The 19,293-nt window shown below is 34.3% G+C and carries 17 protein-coding genes; 11 read left to right on the top strand and 6 right to left on the bottom strand.

The window, feature by feature from the left end; genetic code table 11:
* Nucleotides 1-38 precede the first annotated feature (38 nt).
* The 5 genes from J0H12_04310 to J0H12_04290 all read left to right on the top strand — a co-directional run bounded on the left by J0H12_04310 (nucleotide 39) and on the right by J0H12_04290 (nucleotide 4,624).
* Nucleotides 39-2,093, top strand: coding sequence for an NADH-quinone oxidoreductase subunit G (locus tag J0H12_04310; protein ID MBN9413128.1), 2,055 nt, complete (start codon nucleotides 39-41; stop codon nucleotides 2,091-2,093).
* A 1-nt stretch (nucleotide 2,094) separates the two neighbouring features.
* Nucleotides 2,095-3,114 (top strand): NADH-quinone oxidoreductase subunit NuoH, encoded by a 1,020-nt coding sequence (gene nuoH / locus J0H12_04305; GenBank protein ID MBN9413127.1) that lies wholly within the window; start codon nucleotides 2,095-2,097, stop codon nucleotides 3,112-3,114.
* Complete coding sequence (gene nuoI, locus J0H12_04300) at nucleotides 3,115-3,606, top strand: NADH-quinone oxidoreductase subunit NuoI (GenBank protein MBN9413126.1); 492 nt, start codon at nucleotides 3,115-3,117, stop codon at nucleotides 3,604-3,606.
* Nucleotides 3,607-3,748: 142 nt separating this feature from the next.
* Complete coding sequence (locus tag J0H12_04295) at nucleotides 3,749-4,186, top strand: MFS transporter (GenBank protein MBN9413125.1); 438 nt, start codon at nucleotides 3,749-3,751, stop codon at nucleotides 4,184-4,186.
* Nucleotides 4,187-4,624, top strand: coding sequence for an MFS transporter (locus J0H12_04290; GenBank protein MBN9413124.1), 438 nt, complete (start codon nucleotides 4,187-4,189; stop codon nucleotides 4,622-4,624).
* 440 nt (nucleotides 4,625-5,064) lie between these two features.
* On the opposite strand, the gene J0H12_04285 is transcribed toward J0H12_04290, so the two are convergent.
* From J0H12_04285 to J0H12_04265, 5 genes are all read right to left on the bottom strand, one after another.
* Nucleotides 5,065-5,964, bottom strand: a complete 900-nt coding sequence (locus J0H12_04285) for an EamA family transporter (GenBank protein MBN9413123.1) — start codon at nucleotides 5,962-5,964, stop codon at nucleotides 5,065-5,067.
* A complete protein-coding gene (locus J0H12_04280; protein ID MBN9413122.1) occupies nucleotides 5,957-6,844 on the bottom strand; it encodes a hypothetical protein in 888 nt (295 codons plus the stop codon). The genes J0H12_04285 and J0H12_04280 overlap by 8 nt, the downstream gene beginning before the upstream one ends.
* Nucleotides 6,845-6,948: 104 nt before the next feature.
* Nucleotides 6,949-8,097: a cysteine desulfurase gene (locus J0H12_04275; GenBank protein ID MBN9413121.1), complete on the bottom strand. Its 1,149-nt coding sequence runs from the start codon at nucleotides 8,095-8,097 to the stop codon at nucleotides 6,949-6,951.
* A gap of 15 nt (nucleotides 8,098-8,112) precedes the next feature.
* Complete coding sequence (locus J0H12_04270) at nucleotides 8,113-8,889, bottom strand: hypothetical protein (GenBank protein MBN9413120.1); 777 nt, start codon at nucleotides 8,887-8,889, stop codon at nucleotides 8,113-8,115.
* Complete coding sequence (locus J0H12_04265; GenBank protein ID MBN9413119.1) at nucleotides 8,886-9,911, bottom strand: fatty acid desaturase family protein; 1,026 nt, start codon at nucleotides 9,909-9,911, stop codon at nucleotides 8,886-8,888. The genes J0H12_04270 and J0H12_04265 overlap by 4 nt, the downstream gene beginning before the upstream one ends.
* Nucleotides 9,912-10,655: 744 nt before the next feature.
* Between J0H12_04265 and J0H12_04260 the strand changes: the two genes are divergently transcribed.
* From J0H12_04260 to J0H12_04245, 4 genes are all read left to right on the top strand, one after another.
* Entirely contained in the window at nucleotides 10,656-11,495 is an 840-nt protein-coding gene (locus J0H12_04260) for a methyltransferase domain-containing protein (protein ID MBN9413118.1), read from the top strand.
* Nucleotides 11,496-11,718: 223 nt separating this feature from the next.
* Nucleotides 11,719-12,531 (top strand): F-box protein, encoded by an 813-nt coding sequence (locus tag J0H12_04255; GenBank protein ID MBN9413117.1) that lies wholly within the window; start codon nucleotides 11,719-11,721, stop codon nucleotides 12,529-12,531.
* 169 nt (nucleotides 12,532-12,700) lie between these two features.
* Nucleotides 12,701-13,372, top strand: coding sequence for a hypothetical protein (locus J0H12_04250; GenBank protein ID MBN9413116.1), 672 nt, complete (start codon nucleotides 12,701-12,703; stop codon nucleotides 13,370-13,372).
* A 15-nt stretch (nucleotides 13,373-13,387) separates the two neighbouring features.
* Complete coding sequence (locus J0H12_04245; GenBank protein ID MBN9413115.1) at nucleotides 13,388-13,825, top strand: hypothetical protein; 438 nt, start codon at nucleotides 13,388-13,390, stop codon at nucleotides 13,823-13,825.
* A 108-nt stretch (nucleotides 13,826-13,933) separates the two neighbouring features.
* Here the strand turns inward: J0H12_04245 and J0H12_04240 are convergent, their stop codons facing one another.
* Nucleotides 13,934-14,212 carry a helix-turn-helix transcriptional regulator gene (locus J0H12_04240; GenBank protein MBN9413114.1) on the bottom strand — a complete coding sequence of 93 codons (279 nt, stop codon included), beginning with the start codon at nucleotides 14,210-14,212 and terminating at the stop codon, nucleotides 13,934-13,936.
* Nucleotides 14,213-14,367: 155 nt separating this feature from the next.
* On the opposite strand from J0H12_04240, the gene J0H12_04235 reads away from it, so the two are divergent.
* Nucleotides 14,368-17,007: a hypothetical protein gene (locus J0H12_04235; protein ID MBN9413113.1), complete on the top strand. Its 2,640-nt coding sequence runs from the start codon at nucleotides 14,368-14,370 to the stop codon at nucleotides 17,005-17,007.
* Between the two features lie 128 nt (nucleotides 17,008-17,135).
* A complete protein-coding gene (locus tag J0H12_04230) occupies nucleotides 17,136-18,587 on the top strand; it encodes an FAD-dependent oxidoreductase (protein MBN9413112.1) in 1,452 nt (483 codons plus the stop codon).
* Nucleotides 18,588-19,293: the final 706 nt, after the last annotated feature.

Raw genomic sequence — 19,293 nt, 5'->3', positions numbered from 1 at the left:
ATAAGAGATATATCGTTTTTGAGGGATAAACTAAGTCAATGCCAAAGTTAACAATTAACAATCAACCTATTGAAGTTCCTGAAGATACTACTGTTCTTCAAGCAGCTCAGCTCCTTGGGATTGAAATCCCTGTTTTTTGTTACCATTCTCGGCTTCCTATCGCGGGCAATTGTCGGATGTGTCTAGTACAAGTAGGAGACAGCACAAAACCGATCGCAAGCTGTGCCATGCCTGCAACTGAGGGCATGGTTATTCATACAAATACCCCTTTTATTCAAAAGACCCGTAAGTCAATTCTAGAATTTTTGCTTATCAATCATCCTCTTGATTGTCCCATCTGTGACCAAGGAGGGGAGTGTGATCTCCAAGACATCACTGTAGCGTATGGCCCGTCAACAACGCGCTTCGAAGAAAATAAACGGGCAATTCAAGATAAATACATGGGCCCCCTTATCCAAACGGCTATGACACGGTGCATTCATTGCACTCGCTGTGTTCGATTTGCGACAGAAATTGCTGGTGTTCCGCAATTAGGCGCAATTGGACGAGGTGAAAATATGGAAATCACAAGTTATCTTGATCAAGCAATCACCTCCGAGCTTTCTGGCAACATGATTGATCTATGTCCTGTTGGCGCTCTCACATCTAAGCCTTATGCTTTCAAAGGACGTCCTTGGGAACTTATGACGACTGAATCTATTGATGTTTTAGATGCTGTTGGTAGCAATATTCGGATTGATGTCTACAAAACTCGTGTTATGCGCATTCTTCCTCGATTGCATGAAGATATTAATGAAGAATGGATTTCTGACAAAACACGCTTTGCATGCGATGGTTTAAGTCGTCAACGTCTTGACCAACCGTACATTCGAAAAAATGGAAAACTTGTTCCTGCAAGCTGGGTTGAAGCTTTAAAGACGATAAAATTGCGCCTTCAAAATGTTCCAGGGCAAAAAATAGCTGCTCTTGCAGGAGACCTGATCGATTGTGAAGCCATGCTTGCCTTAAAAGATCTTTTCCATGCGCTCGGATCACCTCACCTTGATTGTCGTCAAGATGGCGCACAATTAGAAGGAAAAGTTAGAGCAGAATATTTATTTAATACAACAATTGCAGGGATTGAACAAAGTGACTTCTGCTTGATCATTCAGTCTCAATTACGTGCTGAAGCCCCTCTCATTCATGCCCGCCTAAGAAAACGCTATCTTCAAGGGAATTTTAAGATTGCTTACATTGGAGGAGCTTTATCCTCTCATTATAATTTTAGCTTTGACTATGATCATTACGGACAAGATCCGAATTTGCTTGAGGCGATTCTACAAGATCGTCATCCTCTCAGCCAAGCTCTCAAAAAAGCAAAATTTCCGATGATCATCGTGGGGCAAGATGCTTTGATACGCCAAGATGGGGCTCATCTTCTTGCCAGAGTGAGATCCCTCGCTGAGGAATTTAACATGGTTCGCCCAGATTGGAACGGATTTAATGTCTTACATAAGGCTGCAGCGCGTGTGGGCGGGTTAGATGTTGGATTCATACCTGGTGAACAGGGGCTTGATAAAAATAATATTTTAGTGGCAGCAGCTAAGGGAGACATCGAAGTTATTTATCTGCTAGGAGCCGACGAAATTGAGATGAATCATCTTGGTCAAGCTTTTGTTATTTACCAAGGTCATCATGGAGATGCTGGCGCTCATCGTGCGGATGTCATTCTTCCAGGAGCCGCTTATACAGAAAAACAAGCAACCTATGTGAATACTGAAGGTCGTGTTCAACAGACTTACCCTTCTCTTCTCCCACCTGGAGAAGCGAAAGAAGACTGGAAAATTATCCGAGCACTTTCTCAAGTTTTAGATAAAAATCTTCCCTATAATACTTTAGAAGAAATCAGAGATCGTCTTATCCAAATAAATCCGATTTTTAATTCCATGGATGAAATTCAACCTGCGATTTGGGGAAGTTTTGGCAAAGAAGGAAGCCTTTCCAAGTTTCATTTTGAACCTTTTAAAGGTGAGTTTTACATGACTGATGCTATCAGTCGTCACTCTCCTACTATGGCAACGTGCCTCGAAATGCTTGAAAAAGAAGTTACATAAAATGAGCGAATTTTGGTTTCAATATATTTTTCCCCTCTTAAAGATAGTCGGACAAATTATCTTAATTGTTTTGCCCCTAATTGTGTGTGTTGCCTATCTTACCTATGCTGAGCGCCGTGTTATGGCAGCAATGCAAATGCGAATCGGACCTAATACTGTTGGCCCTTTTGGGCTTCTCCAGCCCATTGCGGATGCGATAAAACTTCTGCATAAAGAACCAATTATTCCTGCAAAAGCCAATTCATTTCTTTTTCTTTTTGCACCTGTTCTGACGTTCAGCCTCTCTATGCTTGCCTGGGCTGTGATTCCTTTTAATGAACAGTGGGTATTAGCAGATATTAATGTCGGTGTTCTTTACTTATTCGCCATATCTTCTTTAGGCGTATACGGCATTATTATTGCTGGATGGGCGAGTAATTCACGGTATCCTTTTCTTGGTGCTCTGAGGTCGGCAGCTCAAATGATTTCCTATGAAGTTTCAATCGGGTTTGTGATTGTCACTGTCCTTCTTTGCGCTGGTTCCCTTAACCTGAGAGACATCGTAGAAGCTCAAAAACAACATTGGTTTTCCCTTACTTTATTCCCCATGTTTGTTATCTTTTTTATTTCATCCTTAGCAGAAACAAATCGGGCACCTTTTGATCTTCCGGAGGCGGAAGCTGAATTAGTTTCTGGTTTCAATGTTGAATATTCATCTATCTTTTTTGCTTTATTCTTTTTGGGAGAATATGCAAACATGATTTTAATGAGCGCTATGGCCTCCCTCTTATTTCTAGGTGGTTGGCTTCCCCCCTTCAATATTCCACCTTTCACATACATTCCTGGATTTATGTGGTTTGCGATTAAGATCTCTTTTATGCTATTTTTATTTTTGTGGATACGTGCAACACTTCCCCGGTATCGTTATGATCAACTCATGCGACTTGGCTGGAAGGTTTTCCTCCCCATTAGTCTAGGAATGGTGGTAGTTGTTTCTAGTGTTTTGGTTTATTTTGATAAACTCCCAAAAAGTGGAAGTTAAATGTTGGCTGGATTGATCAGATTTCTTAAAACTTTTGTTCTTTATGATATTCTATCAGGGCTTTTCATTACGCTTCGTTATTTTTTTAAACCCAAAGTTACCATTCATTATCCTCATGAAAAAAGTCTTGTGAGTCCCCGCATGCGGGGCGAACATGCCCTTCGCAGATATCCTCATGGTGAAGAACGATGCATTGCTTGTAAACTTTGTGAAGCTGTATGTCCTGCTCAAGCAATTACAATTGATGCAGAACCTCGGCAGGACGGGTCTCGTCGAACTTATCGTTATGATATTGATATGACAAAATGTATTTATTGTGGGCTTTGTCAAGAAGCCTGCCCTGTTGATGCTATCGTGGAAGGGCCGAATTTTGAGTTTGCAGCCTTCAATCGTGAAGAACTTTTCTATAATAAAGAGAAACTTCTAGAGAACGGTGATCAATGGGAAACTCTTCTTGCAGAAAATATCAAACTGGATTCTCCTTATCGGTAATTACGTTTGTTTCTGACACCTAAAAAACATAACTCTCAATTGACTCCTCTAAAAATTTTCGTCATTTTAAATGAAATCTTTATTCATCATGGAATTCTCAATGCGGTCTTTTAGCCTTTCCCCTAAAGAAAATATGTAGTGCATGCTTCTCACCATCGGGATGCTTGTTTTTCTATTAAACATCGATTATACCGCTGTTAATCTTGCACTCCTTCCCATTTCAACAGTAATCAATTGGGATCTTAATAGCTTGCAATGGCTTCTCAGTGGGTACGTCTTGACCTGGGGAGCCGTTGTTGTTCCTGCTGGCCGACTTGCAGATCTTTATGGAAGAAGAAATGTGCTCATAGCGGGACTAAGTATCTTTATGTTGGGATCTATTTTAACCGGTGCTTTTACTCACATCAATCTCTTAATTGGAGGACGTGTGTTGCAAGGTGTTGGGGCCGCTATCTTCACAGCTCCAGGAATGAGCCTTATTTTTACCTCTGCTCCTCCTTCTCAACAAGGTTTAGCAATGGGCATCATTAGTAGTTTAGCTGGCTTCGGTTTAGCAACGGGACCAACGTTTGCAGGATAGATTATCGAATCTTTCGGCTGGCGGTGGATTTTTTATATCAATATCCCGCTTAGCCTTCTTGTTATTGCCGTGATTTTTTACTTTGCCCCTAAAGATGAAATTCTTCCATCTTCTCCTAAAATTGATAAATATAGTACCTTACTCCTATCTTGCGGACTCGGAAGCTTCGTATTTGCTTTAAATCAGGTTGAAATGTGGGGCATACAAGATCTGTGGTTTTGGGGGATATTGTGGTTAGGATGTGTCCTTCTTCTCATTTTTGCACTAAGAGATAAAAATGCACCATTTCAGATTTTTCCCTCTACTCTTTTGAAAAATAAATCCTTTATGGGAATTGGAGGAGCCATTTTTGGAACCTCCTATTGTTTTTCTCTCATCCTCATTATGGTTTCTCTATATCTCCAAAACACTCTCAACTTGATAGCTCATCGTAACTAGCTTTCTCATCATTCAACTCTTCGTGGCGAGATTCTTGTAATCTCTTAACCATGAGGAAAGACGACATTTTTAAATAGCTAAATACGACGCTACTATTTAGCGCTAACATTCTGTGTGTGCATATATAAAGGTTATGGAAAGAGGGTTGCAGAAAAATGGAAATTAAATCAAATAATTAACACTATGTGAAATGGGCCTCAAAAGGACTACCAGGTTAGATGCTATAGCCCTTTGAAACCATGTGCAGCATGATAGGCTTAGGCTTTGATAAGAAGGTATAGGAAAGCGTGGTGCGGAAAATCTGCACGCTACGTTTGACGTAGCGGGTGATGAAAACGGAGCTAACAAGCTACTGCGCTCGACTCTACCTGTGAGCAGCTGCGGAGAAACGCTACCAGCCTACTCGCCCCGCTAGCTAGTCGTTTATTGCAGCTATATTACTAAATTGAAGAAACCGATAGTTGCTCATGATATATTGCAAATAGAATAAATATTCCTCCTGCGATAGTAGTCATACTGGGATGCTCTCCAAAAATAATGAAAGCAAAAAGTGATGCAAAAATCGGTTCAGCAAGTTCATAAATCTGTATTTTACTTACTTTAGTATAGGTTAGTGCCTTTGTAGTACAGTAAAATCCTAAGATAGTTGGAAAGACACTTAAAGGGGAAATGAATATAAGACTTCGTAATGAAGGTATAGAAGGGTTGTTGAGTAAAAAAGGAAAAGCTAAAAATAAAGTGCCAAAGCCAAGAAGCCACCATAAGTAAGCAAAAATTGAGCAAGATATTGCATATTTTTTAGTCAGGACTAAAAAAAGTCCATAGCCTATACCTGCAATAGTCGCCAGTATTCCTCCCATATTGGCCAGTGATATATTGGGATTATTAAAGAGTAGCCAAAGCCCTATTAGACAAAAAGCGCTACTGAAAACATTACACATTCCAATTTTTTCGGACAATAACGTACAGCTAAAAATAATTGTCGTAATAGTGCATGTACTTAAAAGTATAAAAGTTACTGTTGATATATATTCATATGCATATGCAAGTGTTTCAAAATTATAAAGTATAAATATTCCAAAAAAAGCACAAAGAGAAATGCGCATAGCATTTTTTGCCATGGATAATACATCATTTCTAAAGTTAGAGCTTAATAAGACAAAGATGGAGACAATGATAAATGCAAGAAGAGTCTTATAAAAGGCGACATGCATTGGTTCAAGCCCAGAATTAAAAGCTCCTTTGCTAAAAATACCTACAGAAGCACTACAAGCAGCTGCAATAAATGAGAAAATTTTTGCATTTCTCATCGATTGTAAATTTTGAGGCATATCATGCATGAGTCCATACCAATCTTGGGGGATGAGTGGTTTCTAGCCACCACATCCCGTCTTTATTATTTAAAAGAAGTTCTAATTTTTGATACTCCCTATGTTGGCGAGCTACTTTTGGTTGTAAATGGATAGGATAAGATTGAATTAATCCTAGCTCAGAAATCACAGATGCAATAGCGGTTGCTCCAGTACTGCAAGCTAGAGTTTCTTTATATAATCCACGTTCAAAAGAGTTGTATTGTACAGTATTTTCATTAACAATTTTTGCTAGATTTACATTGACACCTTGGAGAAACCATCTTTGTTTATTTAATTCGATCCCTATCTGATAAAGTAGAGAAGGATTCCCTATAAGGGCCTCATAAAAAGCATTATCACTAATTTTTTTATTAATTATATTCATCAACATAGACTCAAAAATTACTAGATGAGGTTCGCCAGCTAGTAAGTAGAAAGCAGGTACAGTAAAAGAATAAGCTGTAACACCTATATTAATGTTAATTGGTAACTCCTTAATAGCTCCATAGCATATCTTATTTTCAATCTTTATTTCATCTCTCATATAATTTAAGGAAGGTAAAAAAGTTCTTCCCATATTTATGTATATTTTGTGAGCCTTTTTAATTTCAAAAGAAAAGACTGACGATGAAGAAGTGATATAATTTGCTGCCCTAACTTTATACTTGGAAAACAAATAAGAGGAGGTACACAAGACCCCATTTCCACAAAAAAGGAACTCTATGCCATCAGATTCAAAAAAAAGAATTTGAGTGATAATGCTATGCCCATTTTCTACAACTTTAATATAGATTATATTTTCAACCTTATATCTATTTGCTAGGTTTGCAGAGTTATGCTTGAGTATCTTTTTCAGAGTATTAGACATGAAAATATCATCATATCCTTCTATGATTAAATACCTAATGCCGTGCACTTTATAAATGCATAAATTTTTAATTATTAACCCAATATTTTGATGGAAGTATGTTATCATTTGATACGGTATAATTTTTTATACGTTGATATCATGGTTTCTGCGCATTCAAACACTTCTTCTTCTGTTGTAGGCCTTCCGAGGCTTATGCGAAAGCTTGATTGAATTAGGTTAGGAGGCACTCCAATAGCTTCTAATACATAAGAAGGCTTTTGTGAGCCGCTATTACAAGCAGAGCCATTAGAAATAGCAAGACGATCGCTGATCATTTCCATAAACTTCTGCCCATCTATTCCTTTTAGAGAAACATTAATATTATTAGGTAGTCTGCATTGAAGAGAACCATTTAAAATACAATCAGTTTCAGCCATAATTTTTTCTAATAAAATATGACGTAAATTTAGGGTATTGATTCGATTGTCATCTCTATTATTTTTCACTAACTCAATAGCTTTACTAAAACCAACAATACTTGGAACATTATAAGTCCCACTTCGCATATTGCGCTGCTGGTTTCCTCCTTGAATTTCACTAGAAATGAATTTTTTATCTATAAGTTTATTGTTTATGAATATGATTCCGATCCCTTTAGGGCCATATATTTTATGAGAAGAAAAAGTTAAAATGTCTATTCCACAATCAGTTACATCAATTTTTTCATAGCCAATTCCTTGTGTGGCATCACAATGAAAGATGACATTATTTTCTCGAGCAATTTTTCCAATTTCTTTAATATCTTGTATGGTTCCAATTTCGTTATTTCCATACATTACTGAGATAATAATAGTATTTTTATTGATGGCTTTTCTCATATCTTCTAAGGCGATCAAACCTTGAGGATTTGGCTTTAAATACGTTACTGAGTGACCTTCAGTCTCAAGTTGCTTACAAACATCTAAAATACTCTTATGCTCTGTAGAAACAGTAATAATATGACTAGCTTCTTTCTTACGCACTACCCCCTTTAAAGCCAGATTATTTCCTTCTGTTGAACCACTCGTGAAAAAGATTTCATAAGGTTTTGCTTCTAGAAAATTTGCAACATAAGATTTCGCTTCTTCAACAACTTGCAGAGCCTCAATCCCATAAAAATGGCTACTTGAAGGGTTGCCATATGATTGAGAAAAATAGGGCAACATTGCATGTAAAACCTCTTGATCAACTGGTGTTGTTGCTTGATAATCTAAATAAGTAATTTTACTCATTTGAGCCTCTTAATTTTAGGATATTGTTAATGGAATCATATTGGTGCACTTTGTATCACAAAGAATAGGAATAATTATCTTTCGTACTTTTGGGGTTATATCTGCGTTAAGTAGATCAAGAGCGACTTCGGCTCCTTTCATAACTTTATCTTTGTCAGTAAACGAGCAAAAATCTATAATAACCATATTCTTAATATGTTCTTGATTTTCAAGATATCTCTGAGTAAACAAATCTGAGTAATAAGTGCCCATTATTAAGGGACATTTTGCAATATAATTATCATTAATTCTTGAAAAAAGGTGAATATCACTGCCATATTTTGAGCTTAAATACCATTTATCTAGCTGATTTTCTGTTGAAAAATATAAAGAACTATATAACTCCTCTTGCGCTTCCTTTTTTTTTATTATTTTGCGCATCTTACGAAGGCCACGATTTTTTAATGTTTTTTCTGTAAAAATAGAAATCTTATCTTTTTCTTGATTGAATCGATTGAATAGATTTTCAGTTGCTAACCACTTCACATCAACATTATCAGTTTTATCTATAGAACAACCTTGAGTAGAACATGTTTGACCCAAATCATTAATAAGTATGCTGTGAAAAATATTAGACTGGTCGAAAGTTTTTTCAATTAACTTTCCTAAGTTAATTGCAGTCTCAAATGTATAAGTTGAAAAATTATCAATTCCTGTATTGGACTCAAAATAGCCCCCTTGGATAATAAAAATGGTTGAAGATGGAAAAACTAATGTTTCAATTTTATTGTAGATATCTTGAACAGTATTCATCTAACACTCCGAGTATTAATTTGTTTTATGAGCATCTCTTTTCCAAGGCTGAATAAGTTTCTATTCTTATCAGTTATTTTTGAGATAAATGGTTCTTGATTATTCGAGGAGTAGAATATTCCCCCCATTTTTGAATTCAGGTTTTTATATTCCTTGTCTTTTAACAGTATTCTATGGGCATTTTTAAGGTTCCAAAAAGGGATTCCAGGACGCAAATGATGAACCAAATGCAAATTTTCACAATGTATACTAAAAATCATTGCTTCTAAAAATGAGCTGAATCTATTCCTTGTCATATAAAGATCCACATCATGTTCAGCTACCAAAGGATAATGCTCTGATAATTCAATGAACCATCCAATTATAGGAAAAATAGTAAACAAAGGTATAAGCCACAGGATTATAAGGTGTTTTATAAAACCTAGATATCCTGCAAGTAGTACAATTGAGAGAAGATAACTAAGCATTATAAATGCTTGCTTTTTATGTTTAAATACCTCTGACGCACGATTAATAAATATATATTTCAAATAACTAAAAACAGTGCCAAGAAGAAATGGTTTAATAATATATTTAGAGATAAAATCTTTTCTAGATTGAAAGTCATATAAACCTGTTTCTTGATGGTAAACATAGTCGGGGTCATTTAAGCGATCGCCTAAGTATAAATGATGATCCTTAACGTGAGATCTAGTAAAAGTATAATATTCCCAAAGAATTAAATATCCTGACAAGAATGTGCCAATGAAATAATTTAAGGTTTTACTTTTAGCTAGTCGTGAATGAGCTGCTTCGTGTAATAGCGTTGATAGCGCTCTCTGTCTAGAACCAATTATAATAATACTCAGAGGATAAAAATAAGGATCAAAAATATAGAATAAAATTCCTAGTCCTATGAAGCTATAATCATAGACTACAGCTATTAACGCATGCCAATTATCTAGTGACAAAAGTTGATTAAGCTCTAAGCTTATTTCTTTGCTAAATTTATATCGCTTTCTGAGTCTTATTTCTTTATCCATGTATTTTACTCAATATTGGTATTTAAAATAAGATGATTGTGAGTATTAAGCCTAACAATTATCTTAAATACATTATTTAACTATTAGATATTTTATAATTTTTGAAGGAGAATGAAACCCGTAGGAAATACAGTATTATAATCCTAAATTAATTTCCGTTTTTACGCCTTTTATTTTGCTGTAATTAAAACTTTCTAACCCTAAAGAGAGACGACATTTATTGCATATTAAAAATCTACTATAGGAAGGGAAAAAGCGAACCTTTTGGCATTCCTATCGCTAGTTAGATTTGGACTCTTCTTTTGCACATTGTCTGACTGACAGCATCTGGATACCTCTAAAAACTCCTTTACTTTAAGATGAACACTATAAGAGATTGATATAATTAATAAATGTCAGATAAAGTAGCCAGAATTTTTTGATATATCTGAAAGGTATGAGAGCTTATCGCAGTCTCAAGATCCGCTTGAGAAGTTAAGCTCTGTTATGGACTTTGAACTTTTTCGTTCTCAGCTAGCATCAGCTCTTTGTTATTCGGATAATCCCAAACAAATTATTTCGTGATCCACAGTTTTTTATAAAAATTAACTCTTAGTAGGTTTTAATTTTCTTTAAGAGAGAGTTTAGAAAACAGAAATTAATCTAAGTCATATCCCTGTAAGTTGCACATAACTTTCTTCGAATCTTTTCAATCTAAAATTGTCAACCCTTCACTCATCTCATTACTTTGGTGAGCAGAGAGATTTGTGGTGGAATAATGTTTTTTTAACGTTGATGTCTCAAAGGTGGAACTTAAAGAATGTAAGAAAAGTTCTTGATGTTGGCTGCGGCATTGGTCATTGGGGACATGCGATAGCACCGTTTTTAGGAAATAATTTTCCCTTATATGGATTAGATGCTGAAAAAGAATGGATAATGAAAGCTAATGAACGCGCAAAATCATTAACAAAATTGAGGGGTAGTTTTAATTACTTATTTGGCAAGGCCGAAAGCATACCCTTTGAAGATAACTTTTTTGATATGGTCACATGTCAAACACTTCCAATTCATGTTAGCAATCCCATGGATGTTATACATGAGATGACCAGAGTACTAAAACCCAAAGGTATTATTATTGCAGCGGAACCTAATAACGTAACTAATAGTTTAATTTTTAATAGCACCTATTATAAATTACCTGTCCATGATATTTTGGATCTAACTATAGGCGAGGGAAATAATTCATTAAGAGATCTCGTTCCGGGGTTATTTGCAAGTGCTAAGTTAAGCGACATTGAGGTTTATTTATCCGACAAAACTCTACCATTATTTCCTCCATATCAAGATTCTGAACAAAGAATAATGAAAAAACAATTGGAGGAGGAGGCTAAGAGTAATTTTTGGAATGGTAAGAAAGAAGAATTAAGACGTTATTTTATGGCCTTTGATCCTGATGCACATGAATTTGATCGCTTATGGACTAAAGTTGTTAAGTACCATCATTATATACTTCAAGATATTGAGCTTGCTGAATTTCACGCCGGGGGAAGTAGCATTATGTATCTAGTATCTGGGAGGAAACCAGCCAAAAATGACGAAGCCTAAGTTATTAAAAAGCTTAGGAATTAGAAACTGTCAATTCTTAGTCTATCAAAAGACTCAATCTGTATTAGTTCATTTAATATTACTTCTTCTTATCATGGCAATGTCGATAATGCATTTCTGAGTTTGACAAAACACCGTATCTGGCACGGTATTTTTATTAGAATAATTTCAGATATATTCTTTTTATAGAGTAAGACACGTTATCAGAACAATGATACAATTAATGGTAAATAAGATGTACATAAAAATATATTTATTCTTAATATTTATTTTAAATTCAATAAGTTGTTCATATCCTAGTGATATGTTTGAGCAGAGCTTAGAAGCTGAACCATTACCTTTACAGGTTGTAAACGAAGAAGTTCTTGAAAGAGGACCCGCAGCACAGAGACCAGTAATATCGATTGAATTTGATTCCGTTGACCTGATACTGCCTGTGAGGAGCATGGATAAAGAACATAGAAATACAACAATAGAAGGCCTTCAGAATAGTGAGTATGAAAAAGGATTGGGTCTAAGTTGTTGTCACCACCCTTTTTATTATTTAACTTCCTTATTAGGACTGTTTACTCAGGAAAAAGAGGAATATCCTCATGCAAGCCTTGAAGATTCTCTAAGAGTTTTACCTAATGAAATTATTGGTATAATCATTGCTTACTTAGATCCTTTATCTATGGTGAGATTTTCACATGTAAATAAAAAGGTTAGAGAATTTCTTAATAACGACTATTGGATACGATATAATTTAATTCATGGATATCAAGAAATTGAGGAAGAAAATCCCTGGCTTAATATATGGAGCATTCCTACAATCGTGTCTCCTATTAAAGTAATGCTCGCTAATTATTACTATGAAATAGGGATAAAGAAACGCGATAAAAATCTAATAAAAAAATCTTCTACTCTTGGCTTATTGAAAGCAAAAAAATATCTATCAGAAACACAAGCCTCTTCAACACAAGTTTACCCAGTTAATAGCTATCGTTATGGTATTTATACTAGTGGATTCTATCCTCGTTACAAAATAGAAAACTAACCTCAAAATGACTATAAATATATTTCAAGAAATAGATAAAACAAAGCAAGATATTAATAAAGAATTGCGATTGATAGTATCAGAAAATTATGCCTCTCCAGCAGTAATTAAGGCAATTAGTGCGGAAGCAACCAATATATTTGTATAGGCCGCACAAGATACCCAGAGTGTGATTGAAAATCTCCAACAAGGGGGATATCTTGTTAGTTTCCTAACAATTCCCATGATATTAATACTTTGGAATTTACCTTACCTTTTTTCCGCTTTGAATCAACCTTACAAGTTGGTGGAGTTAACTAGGCAATTCTTACATGGGATCGCTTGGGGTTCATTAGGTATGCTTGGGTTTACGATGTTACGGGAGGTTTCTGCTAATTTAGAAAAACCTATTATTTCTATGTATATTTGCATCATTGCATTACCATTAAACATATTTTTAAACCACATGTTTATTCACGGCTTATTTGGGTTTCCTTCATGGGGAGTATTTGGGATTGGCATTGCCAATTCTATTGTACAATTATTTATGTCTATTAGCATTTTTACATATTTTATTTTTAATAGAAACCTCCGCATCTATATTTTCCAACCGATTAAAAAAATTCATTGGCAAAAAATCCTCTATTTCCTTAAATTAGGAGTTCCAATGAGTTTGACTTATTTCTTTGAAGCTGGATTATTCAATGTGTCTGCCATTATCATGGGGTGGATTAGCATAGAGGCCCTAGCGGCGCATCAAATTTTACTACAGTGCACAGAAGTTGCTTTTATGTGTTTTTGCTGTTGCTCAAACAGCCTCCATCCGCATTGCTCATGCGATTGGAAAGAGAAATTACGTTGAAATAATACCGTATTTATAAATATTGGGATCGGTATAGTTCTAGCATGTATAGTTGGATTAATTTATTTTACTAACCATCAGAAACTAACGCACATTTTTATTAATGCAGAGAAAGATCAAGATCTGATTATATATAATTTAACGAAAGACTTCTTTCGTATTGCTATAATTTTTATATTTTTTGATGCCTTACAAATTATCGGCAATAATGTGTTACGGAGTATGAATGATGCTTATATTTCTATGATCTTAAGTTTGGGATCATATTGGATTATTGGGGTAGGTGCCGCTTACTTTTTTGGCTTTATTTTGCAGTGGAACGGTAATGGAATTTGGTTTGGCCTCACCTTGGGAATAGCTGTTTCAGCAGTAACTTTATGGGCATGCTTTTATTATTTGCTTTTTAAGTCAGGTACGCAACTCTCGTTGCTAAAGGTCACACCTAAAAATTAGAAAAATAAGCCTTACCATTCAAAAAAGTTAACAACTTAATAGAGTCGCGTGCGCACTTCTATTCTTTTTAAGGTTACTTTATTGTTGTAAGAAGATTAATATATTCAGTCAAATACCCTGATCATCAAATATATGAGTGTCGCTTTTAAGCACAAAATCAATTATTTCACGGCGATTTTGGCAATGAAATTTTTCTCTCAAAATATCGAAGTAATACTCAACAGTTCTATAAGATATGGATAAATCTTTTCCAATTTCTTTTGATGTTTTCCCGCGCATGAGCAGTTGTAAGCATTGAGTTTGTCTTTTAGATAAAGTGATCTTTTTATTATGAGAAACGTTAACTACAGCATTCTTGGTTTCTAAGACATCTGTGTATAATAACATTTTATCCCTCTTTATAGTTGAGAATAAGCTCTTTATTTTTCGAACTTATATTCATACCCTAGCGATAAGAGGTTTTTCCTGGTATCAAGCATATTTACTTAAAACTAGCTATTTAAGGGAAAATTACTTAGATTTTAATTTATGAAAAAATAGATATGCATTTCCAAGCTGCAGGAATAGAAACGGTAACTTGCTCATCCATGAAAGAATATGTTCCAGAAATTTTTAAAGATTTTGAACTAAATTACGTTGAGACGATAAAGGATATATATTTTACCCCTCGCGAAATAGATGTAATTTCATGTCTTATCCATGGTAGAGTAGTTAAAACCATAGCTTCTTATTTATCAATTTCAGCAAAGACAGTAGAGACCCATATATGGAATATTATGGGTAAATTAAAATGTAACTCTCAGGAATCAATAAGAGACTTCATTGAAAAAACTAATGAAATATCCTTTATAAGAAACCATTACGCTAGAATTCGACTGCAAACAGATTTTGAAAAATGCTTGGCTGAGATTAAAAATTATGATCCCAAAGTAGATAGAAAATGCATAATTTTCTTTGATGATAATTCAAAAAACATCACCTCTTTCATCCACAAGCTAAAAAAGCATTTAAGTATTTGTAGTCTAGATATTTCAGTTAAATACCGAAATCTAAATAAGGTTTTTAACAATACTAAAAGTACGTTACCTTTTAGTAACTATGATCATATTATTTATATAATAACTCATAAGGAGAAGTTACCTGAGATAACGCAATATCCTAGTAATCTTTTTTTTCTTATTAATGAAGGAAACGATAGCAATAATATCAGCTGGGAAAATCCTAGCTTTAATCACTTAAATATAGCCTCTTATAAAAGTTATTTTTTTCTACTATTCGACATTTTAAAACAGATATTTCCTACTGCTCATCTGGATTCAACGATACATCAGTTTCAACAACATTATGACAAGTTTTTAGGTGCACAATTGGTTATCTCTGAACCAATAACCTACACCAAAAATGAATTAAAAAATAAACAAGCTTATTGGAACAAAAATACTATTAAAGTAGCTAAATGGGTTAGACGACACATTTGGTTATCTCTAACTTTATTGGGTATCTTTGTGATCAGTGTTGTCTCATATATGCAAACAAATACACAAGAATATAAAAATATCACGACCCCCATTCATACTTGGAATTTACCTTTTCCAAATCTTTATTTTACGGGAAGAGAAAAAGAATTAAGAGAAATCGCAATAAAATTCGAAGAGGCAGACAAAAAAGATGAGTCTGTTTCAGTCGTTGTGTGCGCTGGGTTAGGAGGTATCGGAAAAACTGAGATTGCAAAATATTTCTGTCATAATTGGAAGAATTATTCCACTAGAAATTATTCCTTAAGGGTTTGGTTCCATGCAGAGAAGTTAGATCAGCTATTAGATAGTTACTCAGCTCTTGGTCAAAAACTTGGGATTACGACAGTTGATACCTCTTCAGAAATCATTATTGAAAAAGTAAAAGAATGGTTTGAAGCTCACCCAAACTGGCTAATTATATATGATAATGCTGAGAATTTTGATGCGCTGATTAACTTTTTCCCTCAAAAGGGGGGACATATTTTAATTACTTCACGGCATTTAAGCTGGCCGAATGTTTTGGAAGTTAATTCTTTGAAAGAAGAAGATGCCATTAATCTTGTTGGTAAAATCATAAATAGAAACGAGAATGCATCAGATATTCAAATTTTGGTTCAGACTCTTGAGAAAATGCCTTTGGCAATATCACAAGCAGCAGCTTATATCCGCGAAAATGGTAAGACAATTAAGGATTATTTGCAAGAATACTCCCAAGAGCGATATAAATTATTAGCAGATAGCACTAAGCTACCTGGATTACATCACTCTCCTATAGCCATAACTTGGAATATTAGCCTTAGTAGAATAAGAGAAGAGTCTATTATAGCCTATAAATTAATTAATGCATTTGTTTATTTATATTCTGATAATATCCCTAGAGATCATATAATTGATTTAGTGCCAGAAGTTAAAGAACATCCGACTCAGATAGACAAGGCTGTTCAGGCTCTAATAAGTCATTCCATGGTAAAATTTAACGCGATTAATAATAACTTATCCTTGCATAGGCTTGTCCAAGAAGTTATGTGGCATCAACAACTGAAAGATGGTTCACAAAAAGAGTGTTTAGGAAGAGTTCTAGACGTCCTTATTCAAGATCGCGATGATCATCTAATACTTGGTGGACTTGCTACGCGTAAAGAAACAATGGAAAGCATTATTCAACATTATGAAAGTTTGCCAGGTTCTAGAAAAACAGCCCTACTTTACCATAGTCTAGGTTGTTGTTATCTGGTAAAAGGTAATTTTACAAAAGCAGAAGCATGCTTTCAAAAGGGCATTAAGAAAGAAGAAAACTCTTCTATTTATTTGGAGTATGGGCAAGCGCTTTATCTAAGAAAACAATTTGATAAGGCTATTAAATACTTAAAGCTATCTATTGAAATGTCTCATGATAATTTTTATTCATACTTTAGTGAAATGGAAAAAAACTCCATTGTCCCTATCTTACAAAGCGAAATTGAGAGAATAGGTGTTGTTAGATCTAAATCATCCCATTTAGCTTATTATTTATTATTGAGAATTTTTATAGACTTAAAAAATAAAAAAGAATTTAATTTTTATTATAACAAATTCAAAGTTATCGCTAAAAGTTACAATAATGCGATTGTTACTAAATTATTTAATGATATATTATTAAGAAGTGATAGGCCCAAAAATTCTTAAAACTAAGATATTGGAAAAATTAAAAACAAAGTAGTAATATCCTCTTTATTAGTTTAACGTTCCTTATGTAGTGATCATTTTTAAAAACAATCACTATATTTTCAAACAGTGAATGAGCATCAAAAAGCATGATAACAAGATTAATTGGCATGATTTTTCTAGAGATCATCTTACAGACAAATGCTTATTCTGAGTCATCTAAGAATATTCCAAAAGAAATTGTGATCATTGGTGCTGGACTAGCAGGTTTAACAACAGCATATCGCCTTCATCAAAAAGGATATCACGTAAATGTATATGAAGCGCGCCCTCGTATAGGTGGGCGTGTGCATAGCGTGCTACTAAAAAATTATGATGGAACTTATTCCGTGGCGGAATTAGGTGGGCAAAACATTAGTGATGGGGGTGAGGCTCACCATTTTCTTGCTCTTTCAAGAGAATTTGGCCTAGAAATAATAGAAGACGAGCATGAATTTTCACGTCTTTTCTATGATGGAAGTCATTATCATGAACCTCGAATTTTGATGGAAGAGCAAAAGGGACGCTTTAAAGAAATTAAGCATAAGCTAGATTCTAATAAAATAAGTTCTAAATCCATTCAACATATTATAGATAACATTTTTCCTCGTTCTTCCATACTTAATAGGATCTTTACTTTCCAGATGACATCTTATGAGGGATCTCCTCCTTCAAAACTCTGTCTTTACCATAATTTAGAAACACTTACATCTATGATTCTTAGCGAATTGGCACCCATCCATAGAACGTCAGGCTATAAACCTACCATGCATCTGATTAGGCTAAAAGGAGGTAATGCTAATTTGCCTCTTAAAATTTCTGAGCAATTGCAAGGGAAAATTTATTTAAACCATACTCTTATAAAAGTCAGTTTAACAGACTCAAACAAGCTTATGCTTACATTTAAAAACGGTAAAACCGTTTTCTGTGATAAGCTAATACTCTCTATTCCTTGTCCAGTTTATGAGGATATCAAATTTGAAAATGATACAATACCTGAGAATCGGCTATTGAAAATTCGAGATGTCCAGTATGGAACCAACGGAAAAATATTAGTTCCACTAAAATATGATAAAATAACACACAACGTTATTTTCAATGATAAAATGGCTACTTTCTTTAATGATGATCGAAAATTATTGAATATATACTATACAGGAAAATATGCAGCTCATCTTCTTCTTAATCTTAAAGCTTTATATAATGAGGCCACCATTGTTATAAGGGGAGGTGTAGAAAATTCTAAACTTCCAACAGAGTTGCCGGTTCTTCCTAGAGAGGAACAGTTAACCCTATATTCAAAACCTATTGTAAAGTCCTGGTATGAAGATCCATTTTCTAAAGGTTCTTATTCTAATTTTGGCTTAAATTCTCCTTTAATTGAAGAAAAAGTGTATCACGGTATAAAAGTGAAAGCGCTTTTTGAACCTATTAGTGACAAGATCTATTTTGCTGGAGAACATACAACAATTTTAGATGAAATAGGAACAATGGAAGCAGCAGTTGAATCTGGTGAGCGTATTGCTCATTTAATTTCTACCTCTTCTAGCAAAAACTCATGAGATTATAAAAATTCTGTTCTAATCTTATTAAACGGCAATCAACTTTCAGCTATCAAAATGCTACTATAAGATTTACTAGTAGGCGTATAAAAATACTAATTGCATACATTCTCAGCACGATTAGAATAATGTTTAGCTGATAAGACGTTACCTTTTTATATATATGATGTTGATTTTCAATTTAAGTAAAAACAGAGGAAGACATTGGTGCAGAATTATTACGTTTTCCCGATATCATAAAATTTGAGGAAACTACGCATAAGCTTAAATCTTCTTAATAACCTTAACTGGCTTTGTGAAAAATATATACCGTATTCTCTACGGATATATTTAAAGCAACTTTTTTACTAGCCTTACAACTACCGCATTAACTGAATTGTAAATTCTGTAATGCATGGAATAATAGTGATAAATTTTTTGAGGCATTTCCAAATGAAGTTGTATAAATCTAAGCGTAGAATCTCCTATTAAATGAGTACATTTTTTCATGAATTATAATTCATTTACTAAGGGAGCTCTCATGAACAAATTTACTCTTTCTGTTATTTCTTCGTTATTTTTAACCCGAACTATGTTTAAGGAATATCAATTAACATATTGAAAGTATTGAGGTAATCTCGATTTGAAGAATAGGGAGATACCTCAATGCTGATAGATTACGATAGATTATTTTATTTTGTCGATAACTTTTGTAAAGGCTTTGAGC

It is taken from the genome of Candidatus Paracaedimonas acanthamoebae (assembly GCA_017307065.1).
GTDB classification, from domain to species: Bacteria; Pseudomonadota; Alphaproteobacteria; order Caedimonadales; family Caedimonadaceae; genus Paracaedimonas; species Paracaedimonas acanthamoebae_A.
This window is presented reverse-complemented; position numbering and strand designations above follow the sequence as displayed.

Excerpts from the sequence above, each read along its gene's own strand:
- J0H12_04310 (MBN9413128.1), top strand. The coding sequence starts at position 39 with ATGCCAAAGTTAACAATTAACAATCAACCTATTGAAGTTCCTGAAGAT.
- nuoH (MBN9413127.1), top strand. The coding sequence starts at position 2,095 with ATGAGCGAATTTTGGTTTCAATATATTTTTCCCCTCTTAAAGATAGTC.
- nuoI (MBN9413126.1), top strand. The coding sequence starts at position 3,115 with ATGTTGGCTGGATTGATCAGATTTCTTAAAACTTTTGTTCTTTATGAT.
- J0H12_04295 (MBN9413125.1), top strand. The coding sequence starts at position 3,749 with ATGCTTCTCACCATCGGGATGCTTGTTTTTCTATTAAACATCGATTAT.
- J0H12_04285 (MBN9413123.1), bottom strand. The coding sequence starts at position 5,964 with ATGCATGATATGCCTCAAAATTTACAATCGATGAGAAATGCAAAAATT.
- J0H12_04280 (MBN9413122.1), bottom strand. The coding sequence starts at position 6,844 with ATGTCTAATACTCTGAAAAAGATACTCAAGCATAACTCTGCAAACCTA.
- J0H12_04275 (MBN9413121.1), bottom strand. The coding sequence starts at position 8,097 with ATGAGTAAAATTACTTATTTAGATTATCAAGCAACAACACCAGTTGAT.
- J0H12_04270 (MBN9413120.1), bottom strand. The coding sequence starts at position 8,889 with ATGAATACTGTTCAAGATATCTACAATAAAATTGAAACATTAGTTTTT.
- J0H12_04265 (MBN9413119.1), bottom strand. The coding sequence starts at position 9,911 with ATGGATAAAGAAATAAGACTCAGAAAGCGATATAAATTTAGCAAAGAA.
- J0H12_04255 (MBN9413117.1), top strand. The coding sequence starts at position 11,719 with ATGGTAAATAAGATGTACATAAAAATATATTTATTCTTAATATTTATT.
- J0H12_04240 (MBN9413114.1), bottom strand. The coding sequence starts at position 14,212 with ATGTTATTATACACAGATGTCTTAGAAACCAAGAATGCTGTAGTTAAC.
- J0H12_04235 (MBN9413113.1), top strand. The coding sequence starts at position 14,368 with ATGCATTTCCAAGCTGCAGGAATAGAAACGGTAACTTGCTCATCCATG.
- J0H12_04230 (MBN9413112.1), top strand. The coding sequence starts at position 17,136 with ATGATAACAAGATTAATTGGCATGATTTTTCTAGAGATCATCTTACAG.